This window comes from Kitasatospora sp. YST-16 (genome assembly GCF_026802215.1).
Taxonomy (GTDB): Bacteria; Actinomycetota; Actinomycetes; order Streptomycetales; family Streptomycetaceae; genus Kitasatospora; species Kitasatospora cineracea.
Map to the genome: position 1 here is coordinate 2,118,134 of NZ_CP113837.1, position 18,261 is coordinate 2,136,394.

At 73.8% G+C, this 18,261-nt stretch carries 18 protein-coding genes and 1 pseudogene; all 19 read right to left on the reverse strand.

Annotated elements, in window-relative coordinates; translation table 11 throughout:
- Window positions 1-29 precede the first annotated feature (29 nt).
- The 19 genes and pseudogenes from era to hrcA all read right to left on the reverse strand — a co-directional run bounded on the left by era (window position 30) and on the right by hrcA (window position 17,965).
- On the reverse strand, window positions 30-959 hold the full coding sequence (era, locus tag OU787_RS09600) for a GTPase Era (protein WP_035954266.1): 930 nt from the start codon (window positions 957-959) through the stop codon (window positions 30-32).
- A gap of 56 nt (window positions 960-1,015) precedes the next feature.
- The gene (locus OU787_RS09605) at window positions 1,016-1,174 is read right to left on the reverse strand and encodes a hypothetical protein (RefSeq protein ID WP_157852182.1); all 159 of its coding nucleotides are present in this window, start codon (window positions 1,172-1,174) and stop codon (window positions 1,016-1,018) included.
- Between the two features lie 165 nt (window positions 1,175-1,339).
- Window positions 1,340-1,704: pseudogene (locus OU787_RS09610) on the reverse strand (cytidine deaminase).
- Between the two features lie 96 nt (window positions 1,705-1,800).
- The gene (locus OU787_RS09615) at window positions 1,801-2,790 is read right to left on the reverse strand and encodes an aldo/keto reductase (protein WP_030458626.1); all 990 of its coding nucleotides are present in this window, start codon (window positions 2,788-2,790) and stop codon (window positions 1,801-1,803) included.
- 127 nt (window positions 2,791-2,917) lie between these two features.
- On the reverse strand, window positions 2,918-3,457 hold the full coding sequence (locus OU787_RS09620; protein WP_030458627.1) for a DUF4383 domain-containing protein: 540 nt from the start codon (window positions 3,455-3,457) through the stop codon (window positions 2,918-2,920).
- Entirely contained in the window at window positions 3,457-3,696 is a 240-nt protein-coding gene (locus OU787_RS09625; protein WP_030458628.1) for a hypothetical protein, read from the reverse strand. Before OU787_RS09625 ends, OU787_RS09620 begins: the two co-directional genes overlap by 1 nt.
- Window positions 3,697-3,861: 165 nt before the next feature.
- Window positions 3,862-5,193, reverse strand: a complete 1,332-nt coding sequence (locus OU787_RS09630; RefSeq protein WP_268659109.1) for a hemolysin family protein — start codon at window positions 5,191-5,193, stop codon at window positions 3,862-3,864.
- A gap of 13 nt (window positions 5,194-5,206) precedes the next feature.
- A complete protein-coding gene (gene ybeY / locus OU787_RS09635) occupies window positions 5,207-5,701 on the reverse strand; it encodes an rRNA maturation RNase YbeY (protein ID WP_014135684.1) in 495 nt (164 codons plus the stop codon).
- Window positions 5,702-5,715: 14 nt separating this feature from the next.
- Window positions 5,716-6,819, reverse strand: a complete 1,104-nt coding sequence (locus tag OU787_RS09640; RefSeq protein ID WP_380366605.1) for a PhoH family protein — start codon at window positions 6,817-6,819, stop codon at window positions 5,716-5,718.
- 195 nt (window positions 6,820-7,014) lie between these two features.
- A complete protein-coding gene (locus OU787_RS09645) occupies window positions 7,015-7,932 on the reverse strand; it encodes a ribonuclease Z (protein ID WP_030906350.1) in 918 nt (305 codons plus the stop codon).
- Between the two features lie 3 nt (window positions 7,933-7,935).
- On the reverse strand, window positions 7,936-8,289 hold the full coding sequence (locus OU787_RS09650) for an HIT domain-containing protein (RefSeq protein WP_030458632.1): 354 nt from the start codon (window positions 8,287-8,289) through the stop codon (window positions 7,936-7,938).
- A 52-nt stretch (window positions 8,290-8,341) separates the two neighbouring features.
- Window positions 8,342-8,749: a hypothetical protein gene (locus tag OU787_RS09655; protein ID WP_030458633.1), complete on the reverse strand. Its 408-nt coding sequence runs from the start codon at window positions 8,747-8,749 to the stop codon at window positions 8,342-8,344.
- Window positions 8,750-8,760: 11 nt separating this feature from the next.
- The gene (locus tag OU787_RS09660) at window positions 8,761-9,156 is read right to left on the reverse strand and encodes a hypothetical protein (RefSeq protein WP_030458634.1); all 396 of its coding nucleotides are present in this window, start codon (window positions 9,154-9,156) and stop codon (window positions 8,761-8,763) included.
- An 82-nt stretch (window positions 9,157-9,238) separates the two neighbouring features.
- On the reverse strand, window positions 9,239-10,795 hold the full coding sequence (locus OU787_RS09665) for a peptidoglycan-binding protein (protein ID WP_268659110.1): 1,557 nt from the start codon (window positions 10,793-10,795) through the stop codon (window positions 9,239-9,241).
- 66 nt (window positions 10,796-10,861) lie between these two features.
- Window positions 10,862-11,170, reverse strand: a complete 309-nt coding sequence (locus tag OU787_RS09670; protein ID WP_107066487.1) for a WXG100 family type VII secretion target — start codon at window positions 11,168-11,170, stop codon at window positions 10,862-10,864.
- Between the two features lie 115 nt (window positions 11,171-11,285).
- Complete coding sequence (locus OU787_RS09675; RefSeq protein ID WP_268659111.1) at window positions 11,286-14,480, reverse strand: S41 family peptidase; 3,195 nt, start codon at window positions 14,478-14,480, stop codon at window positions 11,286-11,288.
- Between the two features lie 329 nt (window positions 14,481-14,809).
- Window positions 14,810-15,553 carry a 16S rRNA (uracil(1498)-N(3))-methyltransferase gene (locus OU787_RS09680; protein ID WP_030458638.1) on the reverse strand — a complete coding sequence of 248 codons (744 nt, stop codon included), beginning with the start codon at window positions 15,551-15,553 and terminating at the stop codon, window positions 14,810-14,812.
- A 117-nt stretch (window positions 15,554-15,670) separates the two neighbouring features.
- Window positions 15,671-16,810: a molecular chaperone DnaJ gene (gene dnaJ, locus OU787_RS09685; RefSeq protein ID WP_030458639.1), complete on the reverse strand. Its 1,140-nt coding sequence runs from the start codon at window positions 16,808-16,810 to the stop codon at window positions 15,671-15,673.
- An 81-nt stretch (window positions 16,811-16,891) separates the two neighbouring features.
- Window positions 16,892-17,965 (reverse strand): heat-inducible transcriptional repressor HrcA, encoded by a 1,074-nt coding sequence (hrcA, locus tag OU787_RS09690; protein ID WP_051816650.1) that lies wholly within the window; start codon window positions 17,963-17,965, stop codon window positions 16,892-16,894.
- Between the last annotated feature and the right edge of the window lie 296 nt (window positions 17,966-18,261).

Below are 18,261 nucleotides of genomic sequence, written 5' to 3' on the forward strand. Positions count from 1 at the left end.
CGGCCGGCCCCTCCCCGCTCGACGCCCCGTCAGAAGCCGAGCTTACGCAGCTGCTTGGGGTCGCGCTGCCAGTCCTTGGCCACCTTGACGTGCAGGTCCAGGTAGACCGGGGTGCCCAGGAGCGCCTCGATCTGCTTGCGGGCGGTGGTGCCGACGTGCTTCAGCCGGGAGCCCTTGGCGCCGATCACGATGGCCTTCTGGCTCTGCCGCTCGATGTACACGTTGGCGTGGATGTCCAGCAGCGGGCGGTCGGCGGGGCGGCCCTCGCGCGGGATCATCTCCTCGACCACCACGGCCAGCGAGTGCGGCAGTTCGTCGCGCACGCCCTCCAGCGCCGCCTCCCGGATCAGCTCGGCGACCATGGTCTGCTCGGGCTCGTCGGTGAGGTCGCCGTCCGGGTACAGCGGCACGCCCTCGGGCATCAGCTTGGCCAGCAGCTCGCCCACCAGCTCGACCTGCTGGTCGCCGACGGCGGAGACCGGGATGATCTCGGCCCACTCGATGCCGAGCTCGGCGCCCAGCTGGTGGACGGCGATCAGCTGCTCGGCGAGCCGCTTGGAGTCGACCAGGTCGGTCTTGGTGACGATCGCCACCTTGGGCGTCTTGCGGATCTCGGCGAGCTCCTTGGCGATGAACTTGTCGCCGGGGCCGAGCTTCTGGTCGGCGGGCACGCAGAAACCGATCACGTCGACCTCCGCCCAGGTGGTGCGGACCAGGTCGTTGAGCCGCTCACCGAGCAGGGTGCGGGGCTTGTGCAGCCCGGGGGTGTCCACCAGCACGAGCTGCGAGTCGGGCCGGTGCACGATGCCGCGCACGGTGTGCCGGGTGGTCTGCGGGCGGTCGGAGGTGATCGCAACCTTCGTCCCGACCAGGGCGTTGGTCAGGGTCGACTTGCCCGCGTTGGGGCGGCCGACGAAGCACGCGAATCCGGAGCGGTACGGGGAGGAAGGGGCATTCATGGCACCCATTGTCCCCGATCCCCGGGGGCGTCCCGGTCAACGGGCGCGGGACGGCGTCAGCCGGTCTTCTTCCCGCCCCCGGTGATCGCGCCGACCAGGACGAGCGCCAGCAGGGTCAGGGTTCCGGCCAGCCACCACGGGGAGCCGGTCTCGTGCCAGCGTCCGAAGCCCATGACGCAGAGCAGCAGTCCGCAGAAGAACGCCGCGACGCCCATGTCCCCTCCCCGGGCTCCCGGGCTTCCCCGCTCCCCCACCGGGACCGGACCCTCGCCGGTGCGATTATCCCACCCGCAGGGTCCGCCACAAGGCCGGCCGGGGCTCGCTCTCGCCCCGCTCCGGCCCGCTCCCGCCCCGCTCCGGCCCCCTCCCCGCCGCCGGGCTCACTCCGCCGCCGCGGCCACCTTCAGCACCCCGTCCGGGCCGGCCAGCAGCACCGGCGTGCCGCCCCGCCCAGGTCCCGCACCGCGGCCAGGTCGGCCGCCGCCGGCGCGTCCGCCCCGGACACCACCGCGGCCGCCTCCAGGCCCTTCGCCCCGCTGGCCACCGCCATCGCCACCGCGGTCCGCAGCGCGCTCAGCTCCAGCGACGGCAGCGCCACCGTCCCGGCCACGTACGTCCGCCCGGTCTCGTCCCGGACCGCCGCCCCCTCGGCCACGCCGTTGCGGGCGCGGGCCGAGCGGGCCAGCGTGATGATCTTCTTGTCCTCGGGGTCCAGCTCGGAAATCTCGGTCATGGGCCTGAGCATAGGCCGTACCGGATCCGCCGACCGGAGCCGCTCAGTCCTTGGGCCGGACCCCTGAACTCAGCCCTTGGGCCGGACCCCTGAGCCCTGCCCTCGGACTCAGCCCTTGAGCAGCGCCCCCTCGCCCGCCGGCGCGAACGCGGCGAGCGCCGCGTCGATCCGGCCCAGCACCGCCGCGTCCAGCGCCAGTTCCGCGGCGGCCTGGTTCTCCGCGATGTGCGCCGGGGTCCGGCTGCCGGGGATCGGCACCACGTGCTCGTCCCGGTGCAGCAGCCAGGCCAGCGCCAGTTGGCCGGGGGTGACGCCGAGTTCCGCGGCGATCTCCCGCAGCGGGGCGTACCGGTCGTTGTTGGCGGCCAGGTTCTCGGCCGAGAACCTGGCCTGGTGCTGCCGGAAGTCGCCCTCGGCGACCTGCTGCACGGTGCCGGTCAGGAAGCCGCCGCCGAGCGGGCTCCAGGCCACCACGCCGACGCCCAGTTCGCGGGCGGCGGCCAGCAGTTCCGGGTCGATCGGCTGCCACATCGACCACTGGGTCTGCACCGCCGCCACCGGGTGCACCGCGTGCGCGGCGCGCAGCTGCGCGGCCGTCACGTTGGAGACGCCCAGGTGCCGCACCAGCCCGTCGGCGACCAGTTCGGCGACCGCGCCGACGGTGTCCTCGAACGGCACCTGCGGGTCCGGGAAGTGCGGGTAGTACAGGTCGATCACGTCGGTGCCGAGGTTGCGCAGCGACTGCTCCGCGTAGCCCCGCACGTGCTTCGGCTCGCAGTTGACCGCGAGCTCGCCGAACGCGAAGTTCACCGGGAAACGGTGCGCCTCGGCGCCGTCCGGCACCCGGAAACCAAACTTGGTGGCGAGCACCACCTCGTCCCGGCGCCCCGCGACGGCCCGGCCGACCAACTGTTCGTTGTGCCCGTCCGCGCCGTAGCCGTCGGCGGTGTCGATCAGCCGGGCCCCGGCGTCGATCGCGGCCCGCAGCGCGTCCTGTCCGCGCCGTTCGTCGATCTCGCCGTACATGCCGGGCGAGAGCACCATCGCCCCGAACCCGATCGGCGAGCTGGCCAGCGCTCCGAGCGTGCGCTCCGTCATCGTCGTTCCCCCTCCAAGCGGACTGCGGCCCAACGGATCTGATGATCCGTCGGGCCTGGTGGTCCCACTCTACGGCGAAGCGATCAGTGCCTTCCGAGTCAGCGCCTTTCGGGTCAGTACTCCCCGCTCAGTGTCCGGTCGGGTTGGGCGGGCCGGGGCGGAGCACCTTCACCAGGGCGGGCGGGCCGTCCGGTCGGGCGGTGTCGCCGGGGTGGCGCCGCTTCCAGTAGGGGTTGTCCTGCGGCAGGTGTCCGCTGACCCGGCCGTACATGCCGAAGGTCAGGATCACGAAGCCGAACACGAAGCTGAAGATGACGTTGGAGATGTGGAAGGCGAGCCGGTTGGCGCTGGAGTCCAGCACCATCAGGCCGACGAAGCCGGCCAGCACGAACAGCACGCCCATCACCATGTTGATGTTGGAGGCGGTGTTGCCGCCGATCACCGCGCCCAGGATCAGGATCCCGCCGGCCACCAGCGACAGCACGCTCAGCGCCCCGTTGCTGGACAGGCCGATCACCTCCTTGCCCGAGGTGTCCAGGAAGCCCGGGCTGGCGCCGGTCAGCCCGAGGATGCCGAACACCACCAGGAACAGGCCGCCGAGGCCCGCGCCGTAGCGGTAGACGGTGCCGAGCCGGTGGTCGACCGGGAGTTCGTCGTGCAGTCTCATCAGGTCCTCCCCGCGTGGTCGGACCGGAGGAACGGCACCTCGTGGAGGTACAGCGACCCGCACTGCTGGCAGCAGTGCAGCCCGGTGCCCCAGGCCTCCTCCGGCCTGCTCTCGGCGTCCGAGGCGAGCTCGGCGCCGCACATGCCGTGCGAAGGGTCGGTGTCACGGACCACGTGCCACCTGGCCACCCCGCCGGCCGGCCCGCTCGGGCCGTACTCCGCGCGCAGTAGATGTGCCATGTCTTCCACGGTGCGCACGCCCCGGGCGGCAAGGCAAACGGGCCCCGGGACGCACCGTCCCAACCGGCACCGCCGATCAGGACGGCCCGTCCAAGGGCCCGTATGGGGACGGCCCGTCCAAGGGCCCGTGGAAGCGCCGCAGGGCGCTGCACAAAAGCGGAGGGGCTAGGAGGCCGCCTGCTCGGCCTGCTCCTCGTCCGCCTCGGCGGCGATCCGCACCGGGGTGGCCACCACGGTGCCGATCCGGTTGCGCCGGCCCGCCGAGCTCTCGGCGGTCAGGCCGATCGCGGCCAGCCCGTTGCCCTCCGGCACCGGCACCTCGCACGAGGAGCCCGGGATCGGCACCCGGCCCAGGCACTTGGCCAGCAGCCCGCCGACGGTCTCCACGTCCTCGTCGTCCAGTTCGATCCCGAACAGCTCGCCGAGGTCCTCCACGGTGAGCCGGGCGGTGATCCGGTAGGAGCCGTCGCCGAGGTCCTCGACCGGGGCGATCTCCCGGTCGTACTCGTCGGTGATCTCGCCGACGATCTCCTCCAGGATGTCCTCGATGGTGACCAGTCCGGCGGTGCCGCCGTACTCGTCGATCACGATGGCGACGTGCGAGCGCATCTGCTGCATCTCGCGCAGCAGGTCGGCGGCGGGCTTGGAGTCGGGGACGAACACCGCGGGGCGCATCACCGAGTCGACCTGCTCGGACTCGGCGTCCCGGTTGATGTGGGTGCGGCGCACCAGGTCCTTGAGGTAGACGATGCCGACCACGTCGTCCTCGTTGTCGCCGACCACCGGGATCCGCGAGAAGCCGGAGCGCAGCGCCAGGGTCAGCGCCTGCCGGACGGTCTTGTGCCGCTCGATCATCACCAGGTCGGTGCGCGGCACCATCACCTCGCGCACGATGGTGTCGCCGAGCTCGAAGACCGAGTGCACCATCCGGCGCTCCTCGTCCTCGATCAGGTCGTCCTTCTCGGCGAGGTCGACCAGGGCCCGCAGTTCGGCCTCGGAGGCGAACGGGCCCTCCCGATAGCCCTTGCCGGGCGTCAGCGCGTTGCCCAGCAGGATCAGCAGCCGCGGGATCGGTCCGAGGATCCGGGCCAGCGGCAGCAGCACCCAGGACGCCGCGGTGACGGTGCTCAGCGGGTGCTGGCGGCCGATCGTGCGCGGGGAGACCCCGACCGCCACGAAGGACACCAGCACCATCACGCCGAACGCCACCAGCACGGCCTGCCAGGTCTGCTGGAAGCCGCGCACGCACACCACGGTGACCAGCACCGCGGCGGCCATCTCGCAGGCGACCCGGATCAGCGTCGCCAGGTTCAGGTACCGGATGCTGTCCGAGGCCAGGGTCAGCAGCCGGTCGGAGCCGCGCCGCCCGGAGCGGACCGCCTCCTCGGCGCGGAACCGGGAGATCCGGGAGATCCCCGCCTCGGCGCACGCGGCCAGCCAGCCGAGCACCACCAGCAGCAGGGCCCCGATCAGGAAGCTCGTACTCTCACCACTCACAGGAGGCCGGCCCTCAGTGGACGGTCGGCGCGGGCGACAGGCCGGACAGGCCGCGGCCCGCCCGCCAGTCGTCCAGGATCCGCTTCTGCAGCGCGAACATCTCGCGCTCCTCGTCGGGTTCCTCGTGGTCGTAGCCGAGCACGTGCAGCACCCCGTGGACGGTGAGCAGCTGCAGCTCCTCGTCCATCGAGTGCTTGGTGGGGGCGGCGAGGCCCTGCTCCTTCGCCACCTCGGGGCAGAGCACGATGTCGCCGAGCAGGCCCTCGGGCAGGTCCTCGCCCTCCTTGCCCGGACGCAGCTCGTCCATCGGGAAGGACATCACGTCGGTCGGACCGGGCAGGTCCATCCACTGGACGTGCAGCTCCGCCATCGACTCGCTGTCGTAGAGGATCACGGAGAGCTCGGACTGCGGATGGATCCGCATCTTGTCGAGGGCGTAGCGGGCGACGTCGAGGATGGACTCCTCGTCGACGTCCCACCCGGACTCGTTGGCGATGTCGATCGACATGGAGGGCTCAGTACTCAGCTTTCGGTGCGATGGGACTGCCGGGGCGCCCGGGCGCCCCGCCGTTGGACGGGTTTGCGGTCGCCGGACTCCTCGGCCTCCTGCCGGGCGTCCCAGCGTTCGTACGCATCCACGATGCGGCCGACCAGCTTGTGCCGCACCACGTCGGTGCTGGTCAGCACCGAGAAGTGGATGTCGGGCACGTCGGCGAGGATCTCCTGGACCACCTTGAGGCCGGAGCGGGTGCCGCCCGGCAGGTCGATCTGGCTGGTGTCGCCGGTCACGACCACCCGGGAGTTGAAGCCCAGGCGGGTCAGGAACATCTTCATCTGCTCGGGCGAGGTGTTCTGCGCCTCGTCGAGGATGATGAAGGCGTCGTTCAGGGTGCGGCCGCGCATGTACGCGAGCGGGGCCACCTCGATCGTCCCGGCCGCCATCAGCCGGGGGATCGAGTCGGGGTCCATCATGTCGTGCAGCGCGTCGTAGAGCGGGCGCAGGTACGGGTCGATCTTCTCGTAGAGGGTGCCGGGCAGGAAGCCCAGCCGCTCCCCCGCCTCGACGGCCGGCCGGGTCAGGATGATCCGGTTGACCTCCTTGGCCTGCAGGGCCTGCACGGCCTTGGCCATCGCCAGGTAGGTCTTGCCGGTGCCGGCCGGGCCGAGGCCGAAGACGATGGTGTGCTTGTCGATCGCCTCGACGTAGCGCTGCTGGTTGAGCGTCTTGGGGCGGATGGTGCGGCCCCGGTTGGACAGGATGTTCGCCGTGAACACCTCGGACGGGGCCGGGTGGGCCGGGTCCTCGGCGGCGCTCCTGAGCATGCTGATGGAGCGCTCCACGGCGTCCTCCGTCAGGGGTTGGCCGGTGCGCAGCACCAGCATCATCTCGGTGAAGAGCTGCTTGACGAGCGCGACCTCGGCGGGCGAGCCGGTGGCCGTCACCTCGTTTCCGCGGACGTGGATGTCGGCGCCCGGGAAGCCGTCCTCGATCACTCGCAGGAGCGAGTCGGCCGCACCCAGCAGGGTGACCATCGGGTGCTTCTCCGGAATGACGATCCGGGTGCTGGTGGACGCCCCGTCGGGGCGTGCCTGTCCGTCGGTTCGGGTCTGCGGTGTGTCAGTCATGGGTCGGCGCTGCGGCCTGCCTCATCCCAATCCGTCGTGTCGTGTGGCTCGGGCTCTCCGGGTCACCAGGGTACGCCGCGCAGGTGTTCGCCGGAGCGGCGCGGCGGCTTCGATGGTGGGGGCTGGCGGCCCGATGCGCGAGCGGTTTTCCCGCACGTCGGGGCCGGGCGGCGGCCGGTCGCGGTCCGGCGGCGGTCAACGGCGCGGCGGGACGGGGATCCGCGCCAGGTCCTCGGCGACCACGATCTCGCCGTCGAAGTGCCGTGCGGCCTCCGCGAGGTGGCCGGAGAGGTCCGGGTAGCGCTGCGAGAAGTGGGTCAGCACCAGGCGCCGCACCCCGGCCGCCGCGGCCACCCGGGCGGCCTGGGCGGCGGTCAGGTGCCCGTGCTCCTCGGCGAGCGCGGCGTCCTGGTCGAGGAAGGTCGATTCGATCACCAACAGGTCGGCGCCCTCGGCGAGTTCGCCGACGCCGTCGCAGAGCCGGGTGTCCATCACGAAGGCGAACCGCTGCCCGGGCCGGACCTCCCCGACCTGTTCGGCGGTCACCGTCCGCCCGTCCACCTCGACCCGGCCCTCGCGCTGCAGCACGCCCACCGCGGGGCCCCGCAGGCCGAGTTCGCGCAGCTTCTCGGGCCGCAGCCGGAAGCCGTCGGGCTCGGTCAGCCGGTAGCCGAACGACTCCACCGGGTGCGAGAGCCGCACCGCCTCCAGCGCGAACGGCGCGCCGGGGGCCGGGAGCGGGCCGGTGGCCTCGACGGGGTGCTCGCGGATCTCGGCCGTCGGGTGGTAGGCGCTGGCGTGCCGCAGCCGTTCGAAGAACACCTGCCCGGACGCCGGGTAGTAGGCGTCCACCGGGTGCGGGACCTTGTCCAGGTTGATCCGCTGCACCACGCCGGGCAGCCCGAGGCAGTGGTCGCCGTGGAAGTGCGAGACCGCGATCCGGGTGATCCCGGTGGCGCTCACCCCGGCGAACAGCATCTGCCGCTGGGTGCCCTCCCCGGGGTCGAACAGCAGCCCCTCGCCGTCCCAGCGCAGCAGGTACCCGTTGTGGTTGCGGTGCCGGGTCGGCACCTGGCTGGCGGTGCCCAGGACGACGAGTTCACGCTGCGACAACGGTCAGACCAGTCCCTCGGTGAGCGGCTTGCCGCCCAGCACGTGCACGTGCGCGTGGAAGACCGTCTGTCCGGCCCCCGCACCGGTGTTGAAGATCAGCCGGTAGGACTCCAGGCCCTCGCCCGCCGCGGCCCCGCCCGCCTCGGTGAGCAGTTCGGCCGCGATCTGCGGCTCGGCGGCGGCCAGTTCGGCCGCGTTGGGGTAGTGCACCCGCGGGATCACCAGCAGGTGGGTGGGCGCCTGCGGGTTGATGTCACGGAACGTCAGCGTCCGCTCGGTCTTGCGCACCACGGTCGCCGGGATGTCCCCCGACACGATCTTGCAGAACAGACAGTCCGCCTGCGGCTCGCCGGCCATCTCCCGCGTCCCTTCCTGGGTTTCCGTCACTGGTGCCACGACCTTACCGCCGTCAGCGCACCACGATCCGGTAGGTCCGGCGTTCGCGGAAGCCGTCGGCGGATCCGCCGCAGGGCTCCCGGCAGTTGTCGACCGTCAGCTCGGTGGTGCCGCGGCCCTCCGCCCGGAACACCAGGTACAGCTCCCCGCCGTCGCCCAGCCGGTCGGGGTCGCCGGGGACCTCGTCGACCCCGGTGAGGACGGCGACCCCCGGGTCGGGCCGGGGGGCCACCGGCCGGTGGTACCGCCCCGGGTCCACGGCCAGTTCCCAGTGCAGCGAGAACACCTGGCCGCGCCGGACCGCGACCTCCCGGGCGTCCGAGGCGAACACCTCCCCGTGGTTGACCTGCCACCGCGGCCCCCAGACCGGCAGCACCAGCACCACCAGCACCGACGCCCGGACGGCCCGGGCCCCCGTCACCCTCCACGTCCTCACGCGCGGCGGCTCACGCGGCGCAGTTCGAGCAGCGCGGCGACCGCGGCGAGCCAGTCGGCCACCAGCGCCCCGGCGGCCACGCCGTCCGGGTCCAGCACCGTGCCGGCCGCGTGCAGCCAGTCGTCGGCGAGGTCGGCCGCGCCGGGGCCGACCAGCGGCTCCGGCAGTTCGGCGGCGGCCCGGAGCCCGGCGGCCCGGACCAGCTCGGCCAGGTAGGCGACGGCGTGCGGGGGCACCTCGCACCGCTCGGCGGCGAGCGCGGCGGCCACCGCGCCGTCGGCGAACAGCGCCCGCCGGTGCGGGCCGTCCTGGGCCAGGCCGAAGCGCAGCAGCGCGGGCACGTCCAGGGCGGCGAGCTCGGCGTCGGTCCGGCCGGGCGGGGGGCTGGTCATGGGTGCTCTCTGTTCACTACGGGACGTTCACTTCGGGGGGTTCAACGTCGGGAGGTTCACTACGGGACGTTCACTTCGGGGGTCACTTCGGGAGGCGGACGCTGGTCGCGGTGTCCATCCGGGGCGGCTGGTCGAGCGCGTGGTCCATGTGGTTGTTGACGAAGTCGTCCTCCGTGATCCAGGTGGTGTAGCCCCACGGGTTGTAGACCTGGAGCTTGTCGCCGTCGTGCCCGATGATCATCAGCTGGTGGCCCTGGTCGCCGCCGCGGATGCTCACCGGGACGGGCTTGCCCTCGTCCACGGCCTTCTCCACGTCGACCAGCACGTCCCGCCGCCCGTCCGGGCCGTCGAGCGGGACGTTGCGGTAGTCGGTGCCGGTGCGGGTGCCGAGCTCCCGGTTCGCCACGTCCCGGGACTGGTCGTCGCTCAGCCCCTCCTGCCCGATCAGCGGCAGGTCCTGGTACCACTCCCGGCTGCCGTCGTAGACCCGGTGCTGCTCGGCCCGCAGCCGCGCGGTGAAGGCCGCCGCGCTCTCGGACCCCGGGTCGCCGGGGCGGCCGCCGGTGGTGAGCTGGAACGCGTACACCGGGTCGACCACGGCCCGCGCCGTCACGGTGGACGCGGCCACGCAGGTGCTGCCGTCCTGCACCCAGGCGGCGCCCAGGAAGCCCGGCACCTCCAGGTGGTCGATGCCGGTGCGGGGCTGCGGGTCGTGCCGGGTCGGGCTGAGCCGGGCGTCCAGCCAGGCCCGGTTGCCGCCGTGCTCGTGGATCTGCGCGTCGAACGCGGCGACCTCGTCCACGCTGTGGCCGGCGGCGAGCGCCTTCAGCAGGTAGGCGCGCTCCTCGGCGGACTTGGCGCCGGCCAGCAGGGCGTTCAGCCGCTGCCGGTCCGCGGGGGCGAGCCGGTCCAGGAACTGTCCGGCCCGGGTGGCGTCGGTGGCGCTGAGGATGCGGTTCAGGTCGGCGAAGCCCCCGGCGCCGGCCAGCACCAGGCGGTCGGTGGCGCTCAGCCCGCCGCCCGTCAGCCGGGCCGCCCCGGTCTGCGCGGCGAGCCGGTTGAGCTCGGCCGCGGCGCGGTGGCCGGCCTCCTCGGCGCGCACGGCGGCGTCCAGCATCAGGCCGATCGCGTAGCCGGCCTCCGCCTTGGCCTCGTGCATCTTGTCGTCGTCCCAGTGCACCGGGTCGGGCAGGCCGCCCACGGTGGTGATGTCGGCCAGCAGGACGGTGGCCCGGGCCAGCGAGCCGGCCGACCGGGCATGGGTGGCCTGGGCCTGCGCCAGGGCGTCGCAGAGTTCGACCAGGACCCGGCCGGCCCGGGTGAAGTCCTCGGTCATCCGGTCCAGGTCCTGGGCGGCGGCGGTGACGGCCTCGGCGGCCTTCTCGCCGACCTGCCCGGTCCAGACGTCCGGGAGCCTGCTCCGGGCGACGTCGGCGACCTCGGCCCGGACGCTGTCGACCTGCCCGGACATCGCGGCGAAGTCCCGGCCGAGCCGGTCGATCGCCCCGGGCACGCCCGCGGGCCCCGGCAGCCGGACGGCGTCGTGGACGGCGTCCCGGAGGTCCCCGGCGCCCCACATCCCGTGGGCGCTCCCGATGGTGCGGCTGAGCTCCTGGATCTGCTCGCGTTGCGTCGGCATCCCGTGCTGGCTCCCCTTCGGCCGTGCCGGACGGTCCGTCCCCTTCCCCCGCGCTCCCCGTGCCCCTCAGCCGTGCGGCCGGCCGGCCGCCCCGGCCACCTCGGCGTCGGTGCTGCGGTAGTTCTCCGCGCTCTGCCGCACCTTCTCGGCGAGTTCGCGCAGCGCCCGGACGTCCAGCCGCCACTCGTCCTGCCAGGAGGTGAAGAAGTTGCCGGCCGCCTCGGGGACGCCGTAGTCGCCGAAGTGGTCCCGGTCGAAGTCCGGCGGGCCGCGGAACCGGCCGCCGGCCGCCTCCAGGTCGTCGCCCGCCCGGTCCAGCTTCCGGCCGCACTCGCCCAGCGCCTCGTGGTCCACGCTGAAATCCGGTGTCCCCAACGCTCCCCCTCGGCCGTCACTGCGTGCACCCTAGCGATAACAGGGCGGCGCCGGAAGGACGCGTCGGGAACCGGCCGCCCGCCGGGCGGCCGGTCGTTCGCTCACAGACGAATGGTCAGTCCAGGCCGGGCGAGGTCCGGGCGGGGGTGCGGTCCAGCGCTTCCAGGGCGAGCCGGACGGCGGTCTCCAGCTGGGGGTCGCGGCCGACCGCCCAGTCGTGCGGGGCGATCGGCACCTCGACGTCGGGGGTGACGCCGCGGTTCTCCAGCTGCCAGCCGTAGCCCTCCATCCAGAACGCGTACTTGGGCTGGGTGACCAGCGTCCCGTCGACCAGCGCGTACCGGCTGTCGATGCCGATCACGCCGCCCCAGGTGCGGGTGCCGACCACCGGGCCGATGCCGAGCGCCTGGATCGCCGCGTTGACGATGTCGCCGTCCGAGCCGGAGAACTCGTTGGCCAGCGCCACCACCGGGCCGCGCGGGGCGTCGCCGGGGTACGGGTCGGGGCGGGCCAGGTCGCGGCCGTGGTTCCAGCCGACGATCCGGCGGGCCAGCTTCTCCACGATCAGCTGGGAGGTGTGGCCGCCGCGGTTCTCCCGCAGGTCCAGCACCAGGCCGTCCAGCGACATCTCGAACCGCAGGTCGCGGTGGAGCTGCGCCCAGCCGGCGCTCTGCATGTCGGGGACGTGCAGGTAGCCGAGCCGACCGCCGGACAGTTCGCGGACGGCGGCCCGCCGGCCGGCCACCCAGTCGTGGTAGCGCAGCGCCTCCTCGTCGTCGGTCGGCACCACCACGGGGTGCCGCTCGCCGTCCGGGCCGCTGACGGTGAGTTCGACCGGCTGGTCGGCGGTGCCGGCCAGCAGCGGGGCCGGGCCGGTCACCGGGTCGACCGGGCGGCCGTTGACGGCCAGCACCGCGTCGCCGGGGCGGATCGCCGCGCCGGGCGCGGCCAGCGGGGAGCGGGCCCGCGGGTCGGAGGACTCGCCGGGCAGCACCCGGGCGACCCGCCACACCTCGCCGTCGCGCACCAGGTCCGCGCCGAGCAGGCCCTGCAGCCGGGCCGCCTCGGTGCCGCGGCCGGGCGGCAGCACGTAGGCGTGCGAGGTGCCGAGCTCGCCGACCGTCTCCCAGAGCAGGTCGACCAGGTCGGCGTGGCTGCCGATCCGCTCGACCAGCGGCCGGTACCGCGCCAGCACGCCCGTCCAGTCGACGCCGTTCAGGTCGGCGCGCCAGAAGTTGTCGCGCATCAGGCGGCCGTTCTCGTCGAACATCTGCCGCCACTCGGCGGCCGGGTCGACGGTGACCCGGACCCGGTCGAGGTCGACGTCCACCTCCTCGTCCTCGCCGGCCTTCTGGTCGGCGGGCACGATCCGCAGCGTGCCGCCGTCCAGCACGGCCAGCCGGGCGCCGTCGCCGCTGACCGCGAACGCGTCGACGCCGCTGAGCAGTTCCTCCGCCCGGCGCTTCTTCAGGTCGAACCGCTCCAGCGCGGTGCGGGCCGGCTCCTCGTCCAACGAGGCGGCGCTGTCGCCGAGTTCGCCGCTGAACGGGTACCTGGTCCACAGCACCCCGTCCTTCGCCGCCCGCAGCACACCGAACCGGCCGGCCTCCACCGGGAACGGCACGATCCGGTCGGCCAGGCCCTCCAGGTCGACCCGGGTGCCGGGCACCGCGTCCTTCTCGCCCTCCTTGGCCTCCTCCTCCTCGCCGCCCACCGGCCGCCCGCCGCGCTGCGGGCCGAACGGCGACGGGGTGTCGGCGGCCAGCGTCAGCAGGTACGGGCGGGTGCCGCCGGGGAAGGACAGGTCGAACGCGTGCTGGTCGTACACCGGGTCGAAGGTGCGCACCGACAGGAACGCCAGGTGCCTGCCGTCCGCGGTGAAGGCCGGCGAGTAGTCGTGGAAGCGCTGCGGGGTCGCCTCGCTGACGGTGCGCGAGGTCAGGTCGGCGAGCATGATCTGGCGCAGCGACCACGGGCCCAGCACCGGCTGCGACCAGGCCAGCCACGCCGAGTCCGGGCTGAACACCAGCCCGGCGACCTCGCCGTCGCCGCTGCGCGCCAGCTCGTTGACCGCGCCGTCGCTGAGCGCCACCAGCAGCACCCGGCCGTCGTGCGAGGCCACCGCGAGCTGCTTGCCGTCCGGCGAGACCGCCAGGCCGCGCACCCGGCCGAGCCGCCCGGCCGCCAGCCGCCGCCGCTCCGCGCCCAGCACCGCCGGGGCGTACTCCAGCGCGTCGTCGCCCTCCGCGTCGGTGACCCACACCGCGCCCTGCGCACCGTCCTCGCCCGGGACGACCCGGGCCAGCCTGCCCCGCACCCCGGGCGTCTCGTCCAGCACCCGGGCCGGGCCCTCCCGGTGGGTGACCCAGTGCACGGTGCCGCGCACCACCACGGCCGCGGCCCGGCCGGTGCGGTCCGGGGCGGCGGTCTCCACCTGCCCGGCGGCGGGCGTCGGGTGCGGCTGCCGCCGGGTGCGCGGCCCGGCCGGACGGACGTCCAGGCGGCGTGCCTCGGCACCGTCCAGGTCGTCCAGCAGCCACAGCTCGCCGGCGCTCTGCCAGATCACCCGGGCGCCGTCGGTGGACGCCTGCCGGGCGTAGAAGCCGTGCCCGGCCGGGCCGTGCGCGCGCAGGTCGGAACCGTCCGGGAGGCTGGAGTACAGCCGCCCGACGCCCTCGTGGTCGGACAGGAACGCGACCCGGTCACCGACCCACATCGGGCACTCCAACTGCCCGTCCAGGTCGGCGTGCAGGCGCTCGAACCCGCCGCCGCCGATCCACAGCTTCCCGGCCCGGCCGCCCCGGTAGCGCTTCCAGTGCGCGGCCTCCCGGTTGTGCGTCCCGAGCAGCACCCGCCCCCCGCCGGCCCCCGCCGGCACCGGCTCGAACGCCAGCGCTCCGATCGGCCCGTACGGCAGCCGCTCCGGCTCCCCGCCGTCCAGCGGCAACGCGAACGCCCAGGTCCGCCGGATGGTCTCCTGCCCCGCGGCGGTGATGGCGATCGGCCGCCCGTCCGCGGTCCACCCCACCAGCGCGGTGAACGGATTCCCCCAGTACGTCAACCGCCTGGCCGGACCGCCCTCCACCGGCCCGACGTGCACCTCCGGCGCCCCGTCCCGGGCCGACGTCCAAGCCAGCGACCCCCCGTCCGGCGAGAACCGCACCGCCCCCGAAGGCGCCTGATCCGCCGTCACCCGCCAGGCCCGCCCGCCGTCCACGGGCGCCAGCCAGACGTCGTCCTCAGCCACGAAAGCCACGGCGTCACCGTGCAAGTGGGGGTGGCGCAAATACCCGCGCGTCGATTCCGTCATCCTGCCACCCTAGGCGGCGAACCTCACGGAACGTCAGAGAACTGCTGCGTCGGCCCTTGCCGAAGCAGACGCGAAACCAGGGGCGCGGGAAGAACTGCCGCGCCAGGCCCTGCACAAGCAGGGGCGCGGGGAACTGCGCGGCCAACCGAGCACCCGCAGCCAGATCGCCTCGCAGGACAGTGTGTTGCACTATCCCGCGACCGCACCGACGTGCGACTCCCGCTGCGCGCAGTTCCCCGCGCCCCTGGTTGTGCAACCCCAGCCCGCGCAGCAGGTCTCCCCGCGCCCCCGGCTTCGCACCATCCCGCCCGCGCAGCGGTCCCGCCCCGCTACCCCCAGCGCCCCGTGCGGCCCAGCAGCAGCGCGCCGGCCGCGACGCCCGCCGTGGAGGTGCGCAGGACGGACGGGCCGAGCCGGTACGGCGCGGCGCCGGCCTCCGCGAAGGCGGCGATCTCGTCCGGGGAGACGCCCCCCTCGGGTCCGACCACCAGGACGATCTCGCCGTCGGCCGGAAGCGCGGCGGCGGCGAGCGGCAGCGAGCCCTCCTCGTGCAGGACGGCCGCGAAGCTCGCGGCCGCGAGCAGCGGCAGCAGCTGCCGGGTGGTCACCGCGTCCCGGACCTCCGGGAAGCGCAGTCGCCGCGACTGCTTGCCGGCCTCGCGCGCGGTGGCCCGCCACTTGGCGAGCGCCTTGGCGCCGCGTTCGCCCTTCCACTGGGTGATGCAGCGGGCGGCGGCCCAGGGCACGATCGCGTCGATGCCGGCTTCGGTCATGGTCTCGACGGCGAGTTCGCCGCGGTCGCCCTTGGGCAGGGCCTGGACGACGGTGATCCGGGGCGCGGGGGCGGGTTCCTCGCGGACGGCGGTGACCAGCACGTCGAGGGCGTCCTTGCCGTGCAGCGCGGCGACGGTGCCGTCCGCGCCGCGGCCGCGGCCGTCGGCGAGGGTGAGCGCCTCGCCGGGCTCCAGGCGCTTGACGGCGACGGCGTGCCGGCCTTCGGGGCCGTCGAGGCGGACGGTGGCGCCGGGGGCGGTCCCGGTCAGGTCGTCGACGACGAACACGGGTGCGGTCATCGGTGCAGCGGTCCTCTCAGCAGGAGCCCGGCCGGAACCGGAGCCGTCAAAAAAGCCGGCCGGGAACGGCGGGGGCGCGCAGCCCCTGCACCGTTCCCGGCCCGGGTCGTTCGGGTCTCACCGGCCGTTGAAGGCGTCCTTCAGCCGGGAGAACAGGCCCTGCTGGCCGGGCGCGAACTGCCCGGAGGGACGCTCCTCGCCGCGCAGCATGGCGAGCCGGCGCAGCAGCTCCTCCTGCTCCGGGTCGAGCTTGGTGGGCGTCTGCACCTCGACGTGCACTATCAGGTCGCCCCGGCCGCCGCCGCGCAGGTGGGTGATGCCGCGGCCGTGCAGCGGGATCGACTGGCCGGACTGGGTGCCGGGCCGGATGTCGACCTCCTCCAGGCCGTCGAGGGTCTGCAGCGGCACCTGGGTGCCGAGCGAGGCGGCGGTCATCGGGATGGTGACGGTGCAGTGCAGGTCGTCGCCGCGCCGCTGGAAGGTCGGGTGGCTGGTCTCGGCGATCTCCACGTACAGGTCGCCGGCGGGGCCGCCGCCGGGGCCGACCTCGCCCTCGCCGGCCAGCTGGATCCGGGTGCCGTTGTCGACGCCGGCCGGGATCTTGACGGTGAGGGTGCGGCGGGCGCGGACCCGGCCGTCGCCGGCGCACTCCGGGCACGGGGTGGGGACGACGGTGCCGAAGCCCTGGCACTGCGGGCAGGGGCGGGAGGTCATGACCTGGCCCAGGAAGGACCGGGTGACCTGGGAGACCTCGCCCTTGCCGCGGCACATGTCGCAGGTCTGCGCGGAGGTGCCGGGCGCGGCGCCCTCGCCGTTGCAGGTGGTGCAGGTGACGGCGGTGTCGACCTGGAGTTCCTTGGTGGTGCCGAACGCGGCCTCCTCCAGGGTGATCTCCAGCCGGATCATGGCGTCCTGGCCGCGGCGGGTGCGCGAGCGCGGGCCGCGCTGGCCGGTCGCGGCGCCGAAGAAGGCGTCCATGATGTCGGAGAAGCCGAACCCGGCCGCGCCAGCGCCGAAGCCGCCCGCGCCGCCGCCGTTGGGCGACAGCGGGTCGCCGCCGAGGTCGTAGACCTGCCGCTTCTGCGGGTCGGAGAGGACCTCGTAGGCGGCGTTGATCTCCTTGAACCGCTCCTGCGTCTTCGGGTCCGGGTTCACGTCCGGGTGCAGTTCACGGGCGAGGCGCCGGAACGCCTTCTTGATCTCGTCCTGCCCCGCGTCGCGTCGGACGCCGAGTACCGCGTAGTAGTCCGTGGCCACCAAATGCTCCGGTTTGTTCCGCCTCTAGAAGTGCCTGCGACAGCACGCTGCTTGTTGCGCCGTTCCGCTGCGGCCGCCCCGCTACGACTCCGCCAGGATCTGGCCGACGTACCGTGCCACCGCGCGCACCGCCCCCATTGTGCCCGGGTAATCCATCCGGGTCGGACCGATCACTCCCAGCTTTGCCACGCTCTGGTCGCCCGAACCGTAACCGACCGAGACCACCGACGTGGAATTGAGCCCCTCGTAGGCGATCTCGTGGCCGATCCGGACCGTCATCGCCGAGTCCGCCGTCTCACCCAGCAGGCGCAACAGCACCACCTGCTCCTCCAGGGCCTCCAGGACCGGCCGGATGGTGAGCGGGAAATCATGGCCGAAACGCGTCAGGTTGGCGGTGCCCGCCAGCATGATCCGTTCCTCGTTCTGTTCGGCCAGCGCCTCGAACAGGACCGCCAGCACGGTGCTGACCGCGGGCCGGTCGGCGGGCTCGAAGCCGGCCGGCAGGTCCTCCAGGACGGTCGGCACCTCGGGCAGCCGGCAGCCGCCCGCCATCCCGTTGAGCTTGGCCCGCAGCTCCCCGAGCAGCGCCTCGCCGACCGGGGCCGGGCAGTCGACCATTCGCTGCTCGACCCGGCCGGTGTTGGTGATCAGCACCAGCATCAGCTTGGTCGGGGTGAGCGACACCAGTTCGATGTGCCGCACCGTGGAGCGGGTCAGCGACGGGTACTGGACCACCGCGACCTGCCGGGTCAGCTGGGCGAGCAGCCGCACCGTCCGGGCCACCACGTCGTCCAGGTCGACGGCGCCCTCCAGGAAGTGCCGGATCGCCCGGCGCTCGGGGGCGGTCATCGGCTTGACCTCGGCGAGCCGGTCGACGAACAGCCGGTAGCCCTTGTCGGTGGGGATCCGGCCCGCACTGGTGTGCGGCTGGTGGATGTACCCCTCCTCCTCCAGCGCGGACATGTCGTTGCGGACCGTGGCCGGGGAGACGCCGAGGTTGTGCCGCTCCACCAGGGCCTTGGAACCGACCGGCTCCTCGGTGCCCACGTAGTCCTGGACGATCGCCCGGAGCACCGCGAGGCGCCGCTCGTCGAGCGGCCGGACCGGCGGGCGCGTGTCGATCAGTCGGCCGTCGGGCTTGCCGTCCTCTGGCATGGGGCACGCACCTCCGTCGTCGTCCGTTGACCCGGTGTCTGACCCGGCCTGGCACTCAACTGGGCAGAGTGCCAGAACCGTACGTGCCAGTGTACGGCCCGGGCCTGACGGCAGGAACGGTCCACCCACGTGATCCTCGACCGAAGCGCCCGCGGCCCGCCCCGCGCGTGTCGCTTTCCCACCGAATTCCCATCGTTTCGGATGGTGCCCGCGGGGCCGCCCGGTGGCAGCATCGAAGGCGAGCGGGACGGACGGCCGCGGCGGCGCGGTCCGGACCGCGCGACGCACGAGGAGGA